A 15,169-nucleotide genomic window follows, 5' to 3' on the forward strand; every position below is an offset into this window, starting at 1 on the left:
TTGGCTGGGGGCGTTTTTTTGCCTGCTCACTTCAGGATGGCCCAGTGCCAGATTCCACTGAACCCTCACGAACGGCCAAGGTCGATTAGCTACACGGCTCACACGAGCCGACTTTTTGGAGCTGACCCATGGACATCATTCGTATCATCATCGCCATTCTGCTGCCGCCACTGGGTGTGTTCCTGCAAGTGGGTTTCGCCGGCGCGTTCTGGCTGAACATCCTGCTGACCCTGTGCGGTTATTTCCCGGGCATCATTCACGCCGTGTACATCATCGCCAAACGCTAAAGCCGTCAGCCTTTTGCGATGAGCCGTGAGTTGCGCTCATTGCGAAAGGCCAGTTGCTCAATGGTCTGGGTGGCATGTTCGGCCTCTTCCCGCGCTTGCAGGATGATGCCGTGCTGCTCGGACTTGCTGCACACCGGGTCGGCATTGCTCGCGTCGCCCGTGAGCATGAACGCCTGGCAACGGCAGCCGCCAAAGTCCTTTTCTTTTTCATCGCATGAACGGCAAGGCTCGGGCATCCAGTCGTAGCCGCGAAAGCGGTTGAAGCCAAACGAGTCGTACCAGATGTGCTGCATGCTGTGGTCACGCACATTGGGAAATTGCACCGGCATCTGTCGGGCACCGTGGCAGGGCAGGGCAGTGCCGTCCGGCGTTACCGTCAGAAAAATGCTGCCCCAGCCATTCATGCAGGCTTTCGGGCGTTCCTCGTAATAATCCGGTGTGACGAAAATCAGCTTGCACGGGTGGCCTTCGGCCTCCAGCTTGGCGCGGTACTCGTTGGTGATACGTTCGGCGCGCACCAGCTGTTCTTTAGTCGGCAGCAACCCCACACGATTGAGCTGCGCCCAGCCATAGAACTGGCAGGTGGCGAGCTCGACGAAGTCTGCTTCCAGTGCGATGCACAGCTCGATGATGCGGTCGATTTTATCGATATTGTGCCGATGGGTGACGAAGTTCAGCACCATCGGATAGCCATGCGCTTTCACTGCGCGGGCCATTTCGAGTTTTTGCGCGAAGGCTTTTTTCGAGCCTGCCAGCAAGTTGTTCACCTGCTCATCGCTGGCCTGGAAGCTGATCTGGATATGGTCCAGGCCGGCTTTCTTGAAGTCACTGATCTTCTGCTCAGTGAGGCCAATGCCGGAGGTAATCAGGTTGGTGTAGAAGCCCAGCTTACGCGCTTCGGCGATCAGCTCGGCAAGGTCCTGGCGCACCAGCGGTTCACCGCCGGAGAAGCCCAATTGCGCAGCGCCCATCTCCCGGGCTTCGCGAAATACCTTGATCCATTGCTCAGTGCTCAGCTCCTTGCCTTGCTCGGCAAAATCCAGTGGATTGGAGCAATACGGGCACTGCAGCGGGCAGCGGTAGGTCAGCTCTGCGAGCAGCCACAGCGGCAGGCCAATCGGTGGCTTTTCAGGCAAGGGTGATCCAGTGCTCAGCACGGGCGACCTCCATGAAATCCTCGATGTCTTTACCAAGCTCAGGCACGCCAGGGAATTGTTTATCCAGCTCGGCGATGATCGCCGCTACGTCGCGCTCGCCGTCGATCAAACCACCGATCAACGCGGCGCTATCGTTGAGCTTGATCATGCCTTCGGGGTAGAGCAACACGTGGCCTTTTTGCGCTGGCTCGTACTGGTAGCGATAGCCCTGGCGCCAGGTCGGTGTTTTGCTGCGATCAAAGCTCATAGGGTGATCCCTTTATGCCAGACCCGCTGCTCGGTCACGCTGTGATAGGGCGGGCGGTTCAGTTCATAGGCCATGCTCATGGCATCCAGCATGCTCCACAGAATGTCCAATTTGAACTGGAGAATTTCCAGCATGCGCTCCTGGCCTTCGCGGGTGGTGTAGTGCTGCAGCGTGATCGCCAAACCGTGTTCCACGTCGCGCCGGGCCTGGCCCAGGCGGGTGCGGAAATACTCATAACCGGCAGGGTCGATCCACGGGTAGTGCTGCGGCCAGCTGTCGAGGCGCGACTGGTGGATCTGCGGCGCGAACAGTTCGGTCAGTGAGCTGCTGGCGGCTTCTTGCCAGCTGGCGCGGCGGGCGAAGTTAACGTAAGCGTCCACGGCAAACCGCACGCCGGGCAGTACCAGCTCCTGGGAGCGCAGCTGGTCCGGGTCGAGGCCGACCGCCTGACCCAAACGCAGCCAGGCTTCGATGCCGCCATCTTCACCAGGGGCGCCGTCGTGGTCGAGCAGGCGCTGGATCCACTCGCGGCGGATTTCGCGGTCCGGGCAGTTGGCCAGGATGGCGGCATCCTTCAAGGGGATGTTCACCTGATAGTAAAAACGGTTGGCGACCCAGCCCTGGATCTGCTCGCGGGTGGCGCGGCCTTCATACATCGCCACGTGGTACGGGTGATGGATATGGTAGAAGGCGCCCTTGGCCCGTAAGGCGTGCTCGAACTCGGCGGGCGTCAGTGGTGTGTCAGTCATTTCGGTTGCTCCTACAATTCGAGGCTCATGCCGTCGTAAGCCACTTCAACATTACGCCGTACCAGCTCGGCCCTTTCGGGGGAGTCCTCATCGAGGATCGGGTTAGTGTTGTTGATGTGAATCAGCACTTTGCGTTGCTTGGGCAACTGCTCCAGCACTTCCAGCATGCCGCCGGGGCCGTTTTGCGCCAGGTGGCCCATCTCGCGACCGGTGCGGGTGCCAACGCCACGGCGCTGCATTTCATCGTCATCCCACATCGTGCCGTCCACCAGCAGGCAATCGCTGCCCGCCATGATCTCCAGCAATGGCGCGTCGACCTTGCCCAGGCCCGGGGCGTAGAACAGTTTGCCGCCGGTGCGCAGGTCTTCAACGATCAGGCCGATGTTATCGCCGGGGTGCGGGTCGAAGCGGTGCGGCGAGTAGGGTGGTGCGGCGCTGCGCAGTGGCAGCGGGGTGAAACGCAGGTTAGGGCACGCCGGGATGGTGAAGCTGGCGTCCAGTTCGATGCGGTTCCAGGCCAGGCCGCCGTTCCAGTGCGTGAGCATGGTGAACAGCGGGAAGCCGGTGCTCAGGTCTTCATGGACCATGTCGGTGCACCACACCTGGTGCGGGCAGCCTTCGCGCAGGCTCAACAGGCCGGTGGTGTGGTCGATCTGGCTGTCCATCAAGATGATCGCGCTGATGCCGGTATCGCGCAGGGCGCGGCCGGGTTGCATCGGTGCAAAGCCTTGCAGTTGCGCGCGGATATCCGGCGAAGCATTACACAGCACCCAGTTAACGCCATCGTCAGAGATCGCGATGGACGACTGAGTACGCGCCTGGGCCCGCAGGCTGCCATCGCGAAAGCCTGCGCAGTTCACGCAGTTGCAGTTCCACTGCGGGAAGCCACCGCCGGCGGCGGAACCTAGAATCTGGACAAACATGGTCGCTCCATCAAGCAAAACTCAAAACAAAAACGCCCCGGGCGAGCCGAGGCGTTGTCTTACCCAGCCAATCAGCGGCTGGCGAAGTACATGGTGACTTCAAAACCGATACGCAGATCAGTGTAAGCAGGTTTGGACCAAGTCATATTCATACTCCTACCAAGGGATGGGACGTTCACTACTGAGTAATACATATAGTCCACCTCCAATCGGAGATGTTCAGATATTGCCTATTAATGTTACGCAATTCTTTTCAAGTTAGCGCTGTCTTGGCGGAAAAAGCCTGTTGCAGGGTTGGCAATGATCAGCCTGCCGGTTGCCAGGCGTCCGTGACACGCGGCCCGTTGGCCACACAGCGCCAGCCTCCTGTAGCGTCGTTGAGTTGCTGGACGGCGTGCTGCAAATCCTCGCGCGTCAGGGTTTGGATCAGGTGTTGAAGTTGCCCCAGATAATCCGACGTGTGGCCCGCCAGGTGGGCATGCCAAAGCAGCTCGGCGGCTTGGGCGACAGGCAGCTCATCGGCAGTGAATTGCTGCGCCAAGCGTTGGTTGTCAAAGTCGCCGCGGCTGTCGACCAATGCCGACACCTGTTCCAGGAAGGTTTTCAGGTGATCAACGATCCCGCTCAGGGAAACGCCGGGGGATTGCACGCCAAACAGCAGCCCGGTTTGCCCGTTGACCTGTCGGATACCGCTGAATACCGCGTAGCCGATTTGCAGTTCGACGCGCAGGCGCTGGTAAAACGGAGCCTGCAGCAGATGCCCAAGCAGTCGCCATGCCGCTTCGTCTGCCAGGGCGCGCGTCGGCGTTGGGCAAAACAGCAACAACGCGGCCTCGCTGGCGTCGGTGTTTACCTCGTGCCATCGCTTCTGGCCGTCGAGGGTGGGTGACGTGTACTCAAGGCTTGCAGGCTGCCCGGGCAACCGCGCTGCCGCGATTTTGATCGCAGCTTCACACGCGGCGGGTAAACCGAAACCCAGCCCTTGCCACCGGGCGTTCGTCCATGGGGCGGGCGTCTCGCATGCTCGCGAATGATCACCGGTGCAGCAAGCAGGCAACGCCTTGAGCAATGCGCGAATAGCGATCAGCGGCGCTGGGGCGGGTGGCGGCTGGTGTTCATCCGCTGAGCCAAGGCGACGTGCCAGTTCTTCAACCACTGCGGGCATGGGCTCGTGAAGTCCGACCATTTTCACCTGCCAGTCATTGCCAGTGGTTTCGAAAGACAACTCGATTCCGGCCTGATGGGCATGCTCACGCAACGACTGCAATGCGCTTTCCAGCCCGGCGGGTACGGCGCAATCAAACCGCCAGTGCAGGTAGAGCGCGCCTTCATCGGTGTCATCTGCCAATGCCTGGCTGAATGCCAGCGCCGACACTTCTCGGCGGCCTCGGGAGCGGTCCTGGGCAAAGGTGCGCAAACCACGGTGTGCGCTGGTCTGGCCGCGAATCAGCCCGGCGCGTTCTTCTTTGACGGGCGGGCGCAGGAAGGGGTTGTGGGGTGGCAATTGCCAGGTGTGTTCAGAGGGCGGCAGGTGCAGAGCATCAAGCATCGCCTTCAGGGCTACGCAGTCCTCGTCCGACAGGCCTGCGCTGTCGTGCCGAGCCAATGCCAGGGCGCCCTGGACCTGTTGTTGGCGAGCCGCACGCAGGGCGAATTCTTCGCGTAACGAAGACCAGTCGCTGTGTATGAAAAAGCTCAGCCAGTCGTGCAGCAGCGCTTCGATTCGGGTAGCCGAACTGTCTTGATTGCCGAGGGTAAAGTCGATATCCAGCACTGCCTGGCCGGCGAAGTGATAGAGCACGGAAGCCTGCACAGCGCTGGCCAGTTTTTGTGCTTTCAGTTTCGCCAGCAGCCCACCCGGTGCCGAGGCGTTGAGCCACGTGCAGAGAAAATCCAGTGCTTCACGGGGGGCGTCACAGGTAATGACGTGGTGCAGGTGGTGGTTGGCGGTGTGTTGAAAACGCCGTGCCTGGCCTCGCATCAGCGCTGGCGGCGGTGCCTGTGGGCGCGCAGGCCCTGAAACCAATGTTTCGCTGAACTGTTGAGCCAACGCGTGCAGTTCCTCCAGCGGTTGCGGGCCAGCGAGGCTCAAGGTCATCTGCCCGGTCTGATAGAACCCGGAGTGGAATTCCCGCAGTGCCTGTTGAAATGCCTCACGCTCCACCGGCAGGCTATCGCGATTGCCCGCATGAAAGCCTCGCAGAGGATGATCGGCTGCCAAACCTTCCAGCAGCGCGACTTGCTGTTGCGCCTGGGCGTCCTGAGACCAGGCAACAAACTCCGCTTGCAGCACTTCGCGTTCACGCAGTTGGTCTTCAAGCGCCAGGCGCGGATGGGCCAGCATCTCGGCCAGCCGCTCCAAGCCATCCGCAAAGGGCGCCACCGGCAACTCAAAGAAGAAGTCCGTGGTGCGCTCGCGGGTGCTGGCGTTGACCTGCCCGCCATGACGCTGCACGTAGGCCATCAACCCGTCGTTTGTCGGAAACCGTTGGGTGCCAAGAAACAACAAATGCTCAAGAAAATGCGCCAGCCCCGGCCAGGCCAATGGCACGTCATGGCTGCCAGCGGCCACGCGTAACACCGCGGCGCAACGCTTCAAACGCGGCGCATTGTGCAAGGAAACGTGCAGGCCGTTGGCCAGGGTCAGGTGCAGGTGATGAGGGTGGGCCGGCGCAGGCATGGGCACTTCCGAAACGTAGGATGTGCCCATGTTAACAAACCGCCAACAAACCGGCTGGGTCAGGGCTTGTGCAGCGCGCCGTATAGCTCGGGGCGTCGATCCTGGAGGTAGTGGTTGGCAGTACGTGCGTCAGTGATCGCTTGGCGATCCAACTGCCCGACGATCAAGGCTTCATCCAGGCCAGCCTGGGCGATTCGCTGACCATTCGGCGCGGCAATGCTGCTTTGCCCGCAGTATTGAATCTCGTCCTCGTGCCCGCAATAGTTGGCATAGGCCACATAACACTGGTTTTCAAAGGCCCGCGCCCGCACGGTTACGTCGGCGACGAAGTCGAACGGCACCATGTTGGCGGTGGGCACCAGGATCAGTTCGGCCCCGGCCAGGGCCAGGCGACGGGTGTTTTCCGGGAATTCCAGGTCATAGCAGATCAGAAAACCGAGCGTCCAACCGTTCAATTCCACCAGCGGGAAATCATCCTCCCCTGCGCTGAACATCGAGTGATCCAGGTCGCCAAACAGGTGGGTCTTGCGGTAGTTGCAGAGGCGCTGGCCGTGGGCGTCGATCAACTGCACGGCGTTGTAGATCTGCCCGTCCTCGGCCCGCTCCGGGTAGCCATAGAGGATCGCCAGCCCGGCGCTTTTCGCCAGGTCGGCAATCGTCTGTGCTGACGGCCCGTCCTGGGCTTCGGCCAGCGCGCCAACCGCTTCGGCACCGATGTTGTAGCCGCTGAGGAACATCTCCGGCAGCACCAGCACATCGGCACCCGACGCTTCATGCGCGAGTTGGTGCAGGCGCTCGAGGTTACCGGCGACATCCAACGGCAGCGGTGGGCATTGGTACAGGGCGACGCGCATGTTCAACTCCTTAATCGGCCAGGGCGATCGGTCCGATTTCATCAAATACATCACCCGGCCCCGGGTTCTCCGAGTGAGTGCTGCCACCGAAGTGAGTCATGATGCCCCACACCGCGTTCAGCGAAGTCTGCACCGCGCCTTCCACCCAGGCGGGCGTCCAGGACACGTCGTCACCGGCGATGAAAATCCCGCGTTGTTCGGCGGGCATGTCCTTTTGCATGAAGTGCGCATACATCCGCTGGTTGTAGCGATAGTGGCCGGGCAATGCACCTTTGAACGCCCCGAGGAAATGCGGGTCGGCTTCCCACGATACGGTGATCGGGTCGCCGATGATGCGCGCCTTGATGTCGACTTTCGGGTAAATCTTCTTCAGCGCGTCGAGGGCCAACTTCACGCGCTTGTCGATGGGCTGCGGCAGCATTTTCAGCGCGTCGCTCATCCACGAGTACGACAGGCAGATAACCCCAGGCTTGTCGTCGCCGTTGTCGAACAGGTAAGTGCCACGGGTCAGGCGATCGGTGAGGGTCATGCTCATCAGGTCGCGGCCGGTTTCCGGGTCTTTGTCTTTCCAGAACGGGCGGTCGACCATCACGAAGGTTTTCGACGACTGCATGTAGCGCGTGCGGTCCAGGGCCATCCACATTTTTTGCGAGAACAGGGTTTCGTCGCATTCGATCTGGGTGGTCAGCAGCCAGCTTTGGCAGGTGGTCAGTACGGCGGCGTATTCGCGGGTGTCGCCGTAGTTGTCGGTGACTGCGAAACGGCCATCGGCGGCGTGGGCAATGCGTTTCACACCCGCCCGTGGCGCGCCGCGATGCAACGAACTGAGGCTGGTGCCAGCCGGCCAGTGCGCACAACGCTCCGGCACATGGCGCCAGATGCCCATGGGCACTTGCGCCACACCGCCGACCACCAGGTGTTGATGGTCGTCGCAATTGGTCATCACCACGCGGAAGATCTCGAGCATCGAGTTGGGGAAGTCCGAGTCCCAGCCGCCGGTGCCGAAACCGACCTGGCCGAACACTTCGCGGTGATGGAACGACAGCTTGGCGAAGGCCTTGGAGGTGGCGACGAAGTCATAGAAGGTGCGGTCGTCCCACAGCGGCACCAGCTTATTCCACAGCGCTTTGAGGCGTGGCACGTCGCGGTCGCGGATGGCCTGCTGGATATCACCGAACTGCGAACCGGCTTCCAGCGCATCCGCCCAGGCATCCGCAACTTCCTGGAACAGTATCGGCAAGTCGGAGATTTTTTGCGCGTAGTGAGTCTGGCCTTCGAGGTCGATCACGGTACTGCCGGAGGCCGGCGTCAGGGGGTTGGGGAAGGGTTTGGTTTCCAGGCCCAGCTTGTCTACATAGTGGTAAAACGCGGTGGACGACACCGGAAAACGCATGCCACCCAACTCGGCGATGATGCCTTCGGCCCCTTCAAACGCCTGGGAGCGCAGGCGACCGCCCATTTTCGAGGCTTCATACACCACGGGCTTGAGGCCCAGCTTCATCAGCTCGTAGGCGGCCACCAGACCCGCGATCCCGGCACCGACAATCGCCACTTCGGCGCCATGGTTGGCCGCCGGGATGCTGCCCAGACCGGCCGGGTGCTCAATCCAGTCATCAAAGGCAAACGGAAAGTCCGGGCCAAAAATGGTGATGGGTTTTTTACCGTCGGCGGGGTGGCGATTGGTTTTGCTGATGGTGCTGGACGGAATGCTCATGGCTGACCTTACTGGCGACTCGGCGGGATTCGGCCCGTTGAGTATAGGAAAAGATGGCAGCCAGTTTAGGGAGCGTTGCGTTCGTTAATAAGACGCAAAGTGTCGTCGGATTGAATTGTTTTTAGTCAAAGTGACGAAGTTGTAAGTCAGATTGGCTGGCCACGGTCCAATTTGTTACTGAGGATGATCGAGGTGGTGGTTTTCTCCACGCCATCGACGCTGCCAATCTGGTCCAGCAACTGATCCAGCTGCTCCGGCGAGTCGGTGCGCAGCCAGGCCACGTAATCGAATTCGCCACTCACCGCACACAGCTGCTGCACCTGCGCCATGGCGCTGAGCCGGCGCAACACTTCCTTGCCCGAACGCGCTTGTACGGTGATCCCGACATAAGCCTGCAAACCGCCATCGATCACACGCTGCCCGAGGCGCACGCCATACCCGGTAATCACCTGGGTTTTCTCCAGGCGTGCGAGGCGTGACGTCACCGTGGTGCGCGCAATACCCAACTGCCGGGCAAGCATGGCCACGCTTTCGCGGGCGTTGATCTGCAAGGCGGCGATCAGTTGGCGATCGATTTCATCCAGGGCGGGCAAGGGGAGCTCCAGTGCGGGCGGCAATGGGGCGCCATGTTACAGGTTTGCGTGGGTGTGGAGGTGGTAGGCGAACAGCTGACAAAAACCTCTACGCCAGATACACGAAAGCCGCGCAATGCGCGGCTTTCTTGTTTGGTGGGCCCAGTAGGACTCGAACCTACGACCAAGGGATTATGAGTCCCCTGCTCTAACCAACTGAGCTATAGGCCCTCAGTAGGTCGCGGATTATAACGACGGTTTCCCCGCTGTGCCATCCGAAAAGTCTGAAACCCTCATATGAAGAAAAGCTTCGGCAAAAAGCTCGGGCGGCAGCGGTAGGCTGACGATGTAGCCTTGCATCTGTTCACAGCCTTCGGCCGCGAGGAAGGCCTGTTGCGCGGGGTTTTCCACGCCTTCGGCGATGATGGTGAATTGCATGCTGTGGCCCAGGGCGATGATGGCGCGCACGATGGCGGCGTCGTGGGGGTCGTCGGGCAGGCCGCGTACGAAAGACTGGTCGATCTTGAGGAAGTCCAGCGGCAGGCGCTTGAGGTAGCTGAGGGATGAATAGCCGGTGCCGAAGTCATCGATTGCCAGTTGCACGCCAAGTTGTTTGAGCAGGTGCAGCACCTCCAACGCTTCTTCGGCCTGGCTCATGATGAAGTTTTCGGTGATTTCCAGTTGCAGGCAGCCGGGCTCCAGGCGGTAGTCGCGCAAGAGTTGTTCGATGCGCGCTAACAGGCCGGGATGACGCAGTTGCGCGCCAGCAAGGTTGACCGACAGTGGGCCGAAACCCTCATAGGCGGTTTGCCAGGCGTGCAGTTGCCGGCAGGCTTGTTCCAGTACCCAATCGCCAATCTGCAGGATCGTGCCGTTCTCTTCGGCGAGGGCGATGAAGTGTTCGGGTGGCACGTCGCCGAAGGTCGGATGGTGCCAGCGGATCAGTGCTTCGGCGCCGATCAGTTCCTGAGTGTCCAGGCTCAGCTTCGGTTGGTAGTACAAAAACAGCTCTTCACGCTCGATGGCGCGGCGCAGTTCATGCTCCAGTGCCACGCGCTCTTTGGCTTGAGCGGTGAGGTCGCGGGTGTAGCTTTCGACACGGTTGCGGCCCTTGGCCTTGGAGCGGTACATCGCGGCGTCGGCGTTTTTGACCAGGGTGGCGACGTCAGTGCCGTCCTGCGGGTACAGGCTGGTGCCGATGCTGGCGCTGATAAAGAACTCGTGCTCGCCGGCCTGGAACGGTGGGGTGAAGCAGGCGAGCAGCTTGTTGGCCAGGTGCTCGGCATCGCTGGCTTGCTGCAGGCCGGGCAGCAGGATGATGAATTCGTCGCCGCCCAGGCGCGCCACGGTATCGACGTCGCGCAGTTGCTCTTTGAGGCGCACCGCGATGTCTTTGAGCAACAGGTCGCCAACGGGGTGGCCGAGGCTGTCGTTGATGTGTTTGAAGCGGTCCAGGTCGAGGAACAGCACGGCGCCCTGGTTACCGCTTTCCTGCTGGCCGTTAAGTGCCGCCTGCAAACGGCTTTCAAACAGGGTGCGATTGGGCAGTCCGGTCAGCGGATCATGATGGGCCTGGTAGTCGAGGCGGGCCTGGGCATGCTTGAGGCTGGAGATGTCGGCAAACACAGCGACGAAGTGTGTGACCACTTGCTCGCGGTTTCGCACGGCACTGATGGTCAGCCAACTGGGGTACAGCTCGCCGTTCTTGCGGCGGTTGGAAATCTCGCCCTGCCAGTGCCCCAAAGCGGTCAACTGGTGCCACATCGCCGCATAGAACGCGCTGTCATGCAGGCCGGAGGCGAGCAGGCGCGGCGTACTGCCGAGGGCTTCGGCTTCGCTGTAGCCTGTGATTTCGCTGAAGGCGCGGTTGACGGCGCTGATGTTCTGCCGGGTGTCGGTGATCAATACACCTTCGGCCGTGCTTTCGAACACGGTGGCGGCCTGTTGCAGTTTTTCCTGCATGAATTGGCGTTCGGTGATGTCCCGCGCGATGGTCAGCATGCAATCTTCATCAGCAATGGGCAGCGGGCGGCTGGACACTTCGCAAAGGCGAATTTGCCCATCACTGCGCCGTATATGGCAGACGAAATCGCGGACGAAACCGTCGCGCTGCATCAGTTCCAGCAGTTGTTTGCGTTCGTTGAGGTCGACCCAAATGCCCAGGTCCAGGGTTGACTGGTCAAGTGAGGTTGCGCTGGTAAACCCGGTCAGTCGGCTGAAACCCTCGTTCACTTCAATCAGTAACCCATCGCTTTGGCGGCTCAGCAGCAAGCCATCCGGTGAGGCGTGGAAGGCTTTGGCGAATTTCTCTTCGGAGGTTTGCAGCTGTTGTTGGGTTTCCTTGAGCTGGGTGATATCACGCACCACCACGACCAGGGCCTCGGTGGTGTCGAGCTGGAACGGCTCCGCGGAGATCAGCCCGGTAAACGCTTGGCCATTGCTGCGCAGAAAAGGCATTTCCAGGTTGCGCACGCTGCTGCTTTGGACCCGTTGCAGCAGGTCGGGGCCGACGCCCTGGATGCCCCAGATATTCAGTTCGGTGGCGGTTTTACCGACCACTTCTTCGGCGCTAAGGCCAATCTGATCCTCGAACGCTTTGTTCACTTCAAGCAGGCAGCCATCGGACATCCGCGCAATCACCAGGATGTCCGGGCATTGCTGGAACACCGAGGCAAATTTTTGCTCGGACAGCTGCAAGGCTTCTTCGGTGCGCTTGGCTTCGCTGATATCGATCATCAAGCCGCGTAGCACCGGCTCGTGCCCGTGCTCGATGAGGCTGACAATGTCGCGCACCCACAAGCAGCGGCCGTCGGCGGTAATCACCCGATAATCGATGCTGTGGTCGCGGTTGGCGCGCGTTTCCCGGTAGCAATAGGCTTCAGCGCGCGTCAGGTCGGCGGGGTGGATGATGTTGCGCCAAAAGCCTGGAATCAGCCAATGGGCGCGGGGGTAGCCCAGCAGTTCTTCGGCATGGGGTGATACGTAGCTGTAGGTGAAATCGCTGATGCTGGCTTCCCAGGCGATGGCGGACAGGCTCTCTACCAGGCCGCGATAGTGATACTCGCTGCTGCGCAGTTCCTGCTCAAGGGCGACCCGCCGGGCAATCTCCGAGCTGAGTCGACGATTGATCCGAATCACGATGGCCAGCACGGTACTCAACAACAGCACCGCCGGTAGGCCATATTTCAGCAAGTCGACCCAAAAGGTGCGGTGATCGGTAACGCTGCCGACCCAGTGCTGCTGGATCGCGTCGGTTTCGTCTGAGCTGAGGTCGGCGAGGACTTTGTCCAGAATGCCTACCAGCATTTTCTGATCGCGCGGCACCCCCATCGCCAACTGATAGCGGTAGGGCGTTTCGCCGCTGACGTACAAACCATCCAGTTTGAGCTGGCGCAGGCTCCAGACGCTGGATGCCAGGTCGCCAATCACGGCATCCACTTCGTCAGTGGCCAGCGCTTGCAGGGCCGAGCTGACATTGGGCATCGCCACCAGGTTGAGGTCGGGATGGTGGGTGCGCAGCAATTCGTGAGGCGCGTAGTTCTCCACGACCGCGATCTTCAGGCCATACAGGTCCTTGAGGTTGCGCGGTTGCGCGCCGCCCTCATGGGCGAGGATGACGATGGGAAAATCCAGATAGGGGCGTGTGAAGGCCAGGTAGTTCTGGCGCTCCGGCGTGGACATGATGCCGGGCAGCAGGTCGAGCTGGTTATTTTTTGCCTGCTCAAGCACGGCGGTCCAGTTTACGGGCTCGACCAGTTTGATCCGCACGCCCAGGCGGTCCTGGATCAAGCGAACATAGTCAGCAGCCAGGCCTTGGTAACGGCCATTTTCGTCACGGTATTCGAAGGGTGGCCAGGAAGCATCCACCCCCAGGCGCAGCTCCTGATGGTCCGACAGCCAGCCACGCTCTTCATCAGTAAGAGTCAACGCGCCAGCCGTTGCGGTCCAGGTCAGCAGCGACAGCAGTATCACGGTCGGCAGTCTGGGCATAACGGTCTCGTTATGGCACGGGGAATGGTTCGAGTGTAGACGGGCATTGCGGGAGAGGGGTATTGCGGGGCAGTAAATCTATAGAAAGTAGTCTGTAGAAAGCAAAACCCCCGGCCTGGGCCGGGGGTTCTGGTATCACTCGTCGAGGAAGGAGCGTAGATGCTCGCTTCGCGTCGGGTGGCGCAACTTGCGCAGTGCCTTGGCTTCGATCTGACGGATCCGCTCACGGGTCACGTCAAACTGCTTGCCGACTTCCTCAAGGGTGTGGTCGGTATTCATGTCGATGCCGAAACGCATGCGCAGTACCTTGGCTTCACGGGCAGTGAGGCCGGACAGTACGTCGCGAGTCGCTTCTTTAAGGCTCTCAACGGTAGCCACATCGATTGGCGACTGCATGGTCGAGTCTTCGATGAAGTCACCCAGGTGGGAGTCTTCGTCATCACCAATCGGCGTTTCCATGGAGATCGGCTCTTTAGCGATCTTCAATACCTTACGGATTTTATCCTCAGGCATTTCCATGCGTTCGCCCAGCTCTTCCGGCGTCGGTTCGCGACCCATTTCCTGCAACATCTGCCGGGAAATACGGTTGAGCTTGTTGATGGTCTCGATCATGTGCACCGGAATACGGATGGTGCGGGCCTGGTCGGCGATCGAGCGAGTGATCGCCTGACGGATCCACCAGGTGGCATAAGTCGAGAACTTGTAGCCGCGACGGTATTCGAACTTGTCCACAGCCTTCATCAAGCCGATGTTGCCTTCCTGGATCAGATCGAGGAATTGCAGGCCACGGTTGGTGTACTTCTTGGCGATGGAGATCACCAGACGCAAGTTCGCTTCAACCATCTCTTTCTTCGCGCGGCGGGCCTTGGCCTCGCCGATCGACATGCGACGGTTGATGTCCTTGATCTCAGCAATCGTCAAACCGGTTTCGGTTTGAAGCGCGGTCAATTTCTGCTGGCAACGGATGATGTCCGGCTGCAGGCGACCAATGGCTTCAGCGTATTTCGCCTTGCCTTTGGCCAGTGCATCGGTCCAGCTTTCATCAACTTCGTTGCCCGGGAACTGGCGCAGGAAGTCGGCACGCGGCATGCGTGCATCACGTACACAGAGCTGCATGATTGCGCGCTCTTGGGCACGCAGACGCTCAAGGGCACTGCGAACACGCTCAACCAGGCCTTCGAATTGCTTCGGCACCAGCTTGATTGGCATGAACAGCTCAGCCAGGGCCACCAGCTCGGCAATTGCCAGCTTGTTGCCACGACCGTGCTTTTTCAGAGCCTTGCGGGTGATTTCCATTTGATCGGAAACCGCACCGAAACGCTGGGCAGCGATGATCGGGTCCGGGCCGCTTTCGACTTCATCTTCGTCGTCGCTGCTGGCTTCAGCATCGTCTTCTTCGGTGTCGTCGTCGGCTTTAGGGGCCTTCGGGTCGACGGGCGGCGGTACTTCGGCGGCAGGCGGCGCAATACCGTCGTCCGGGTCGATATAACCGCTCAGAACGTCGGACAGGCGACCACCTTCGGTGGTGACGCGGGTGTACTCGGAGAGAATGTGGTCAACCGTGCCTGGGAAGTGCGCAATTGCGCCCATCACTTCACGGATACCCTCTTCGATACGCTTGGCGATTTCAATTTCGCCTTCACGTGTCAACAGCTCGACGGTACCCATTTCACGCATATACATGCGCACAGGGTCGGTGGTACGACCGATATCGGTCTCCACAGCGGCCAGCGCGGCAGCCGCTTCTTCAGCGGCAGCCTCGTCGGTATCGGCGTCCGCCAGCATAAGGGAATCCTTATCTGGCGCAGCTTCGAATACGTTGATCCCCATGTCGTTAATCATGCGGATGATGTCTTCCACCTGCTCTGGATCTGAAATATCCTCAGGCAGGTGGTCGTTGACCTCCGCGTAAGTCAGGTAACCCTGCTCACGACCGAGAACGATCAACTCTTTGATACGAGACTGCTGTTGCGCTTTTCCGGACATAACACCCTAT

The 15,169-nt window shown here is 60.3% G+C and carries 12 protein-coding genes and 1 tRNA gene; 1 reads left to right on the plus strand and 12 read right to left on the minus strand.

Features of this window, described 5'->3' with window-relative positions; translation table 11 throughout:
- The first annotated feature begins 128 nt into the window (after positions 1-128).
- Positions 129-287: a YqaE/Pmp3 family membrane protein gene (locus ACDZ94_RS11275; RefSeq protein ID WP_010207008.1), complete on the plus strand. Its 159-nt coding sequence runs from the start codon at positions 129-131 to the stop codon at positions 285-287.
- Positions 288-292: 5 nt separating this feature from the next.
- On the opposite strand, the gene pqqE is transcribed toward ACDZ94_RS11275, so the two are convergent.
- The 12 genes from pqqE to rpoD all read right to left on the minus strand — a co-directional run bounded on the left by pqqE (position 293) and on the right by rpoD (position 15,159).
- Positions 293-1,423 carry a pyrroloquinoline quinone biosynthesis protein PqqE gene (pqqE, locus tag ACDZ94_RS11280; protein WP_064454410.1) on the minus strand — a complete coding sequence of 377 codons (1,131 nt, stop codon included), beginning with the start codon at positions 1,421-1,423 and terminating at the stop codon, positions 293-295.
- The gene (pqqD, locus tag ACDZ94_RS11285; RefSeq protein ID WP_038843051.1) at positions 1,416-1,691 is read right to left on the minus strand and encodes a pyrroloquinoline quinone biosynthesis peptide chaperone PqqD; all 276 of its coding nucleotides are present in this window, start codon (positions 1,689-1,691) and stop codon (positions 1,416-1,418) included. Before pqqD ends, pqqE begins: the two co-directional genes overlap by 8 nt.
- Complete coding sequence (pqqC, locus tag ACDZ94_RS11290) at positions 1,688-2,440, minus strand: pyrroloquinoline-quinone synthase PqqC (protein ID WP_053258334.1); 753 nt, start codon at positions 2,438-2,440, stop codon at positions 1,688-1,690. The genes pqqD and pqqC overlap by 4 nt, the downstream gene beginning before the upstream one ends.
- An 11-nt stretch (positions 2,441-2,451) precedes the next feature.
- Positions 2,452-3,363, minus strand: coding sequence for a pyrroloquinoline quinone biosynthesis protein PqqB (gene pqqB, locus ACDZ94_RS11295; protein ID WP_064454408.1), 912 nt, complete (start codon positions 3,361-3,363; stop codon positions 2,452-2,454).
- A 71-nt stretch (positions 3,364-3,434) separates the two neighbouring features.
- Positions 3,435-3,509, minus strand: coding sequence for a pyrroloquinoline quinone precursor peptide PqqA (gene pqqA / locus ACDZ94_RS11300; protein ID WP_003194766.1), 75 nt, complete (start codon positions 3,507-3,509; stop codon positions 3,435-3,437).
- 158 nt (positions 3,510-3,667) lie between these two features.
- Complete coding sequence (gene pqqF, locus ACDZ94_RS11305; RefSeq protein WP_432751496.1) at positions 3,668-6,043, minus strand: pyrroloquinoline quinone biosynthesis protein PqqF; 2,376 nt, start codon at positions 6,041-6,043, stop codon at positions 3,668-3,670.
- Between the two features lie 59 nt (positions 6,044-6,102).
- Complete coding sequence (locus ACDZ94_RS11310; protein ID WP_221295772.1) at positions 6,103-6,897, minus strand: carbon-nitrogen hydrolase family protein; 795 nt, start codon at positions 6,895-6,897, stop codon at positions 6,103-6,105.
- 10 nt (positions 6,898-6,907) lie between these two features.
- On the minus strand, positions 6,908-8,590 hold the full coding sequence (locus ACDZ94_RS11315) for a flavin monoamine oxidase family protein (RefSeq protein WP_432751497.1): 1,683 nt from the start codon (positions 8,588-8,590) through the stop codon (positions 6,908-6,910).
- 167 nt (positions 8,591-8,757) lie between these two features.
- Positions 8,758-9,204 (minus strand): Lrp/AsnC family transcriptional regulator, encoded by a 447-nt coding sequence (locus ACDZ94_RS11320; RefSeq protein WP_064454405.1) that lies wholly within the window; start codon positions 9,202-9,204, stop codon positions 8,758-8,760.
- A 133-nt stretch (positions 9,205-9,337) separates the two neighbouring features.
- Positions 9,338-9,414: transfer RNA gene (locus ACDZ94_RS11325), tRNA-Ile, on the minus strand.
- 15 nt (positions 9,415-9,429) lie between these two features.
- Positions 9,430-13,173 (minus strand): EAL domain-containing protein, encoded by a 3,744-nt coding sequence (locus ACDZ94_RS11330; RefSeq protein ID WP_432751469.1) that lies wholly within the window; start codon positions 13,171-13,173, stop codon positions 9,430-9,432.
- A gap of 135 nt (positions 13,174-13,308) precedes the next feature.
- The gene (gene rpoD, locus ACDZ94_RS11335) at positions 13,309-15,159 is read right to left on the minus strand and encodes an RNA polymerase sigma factor RpoD (RefSeq protein WP_064454398.1); all 1,851 of its coding nucleotides are present in this window, start codon (positions 15,157-15,159) and stop codon (positions 13,309-13,311) included.
- Positions 15,160-15,169 lie beyond the last annotated feature (10 nt).

This window comes from Pseudomonas sp. UBT, assembly GCF_050915955.1.
Classification (GTDB): domain Bacteria; phylum Pseudomonadota; class Gammaproteobacteria; order Pseudomonadales; family Pseudomonadaceae; genus Aquipseudomonas; species Aquipseudomonas antarctica_A.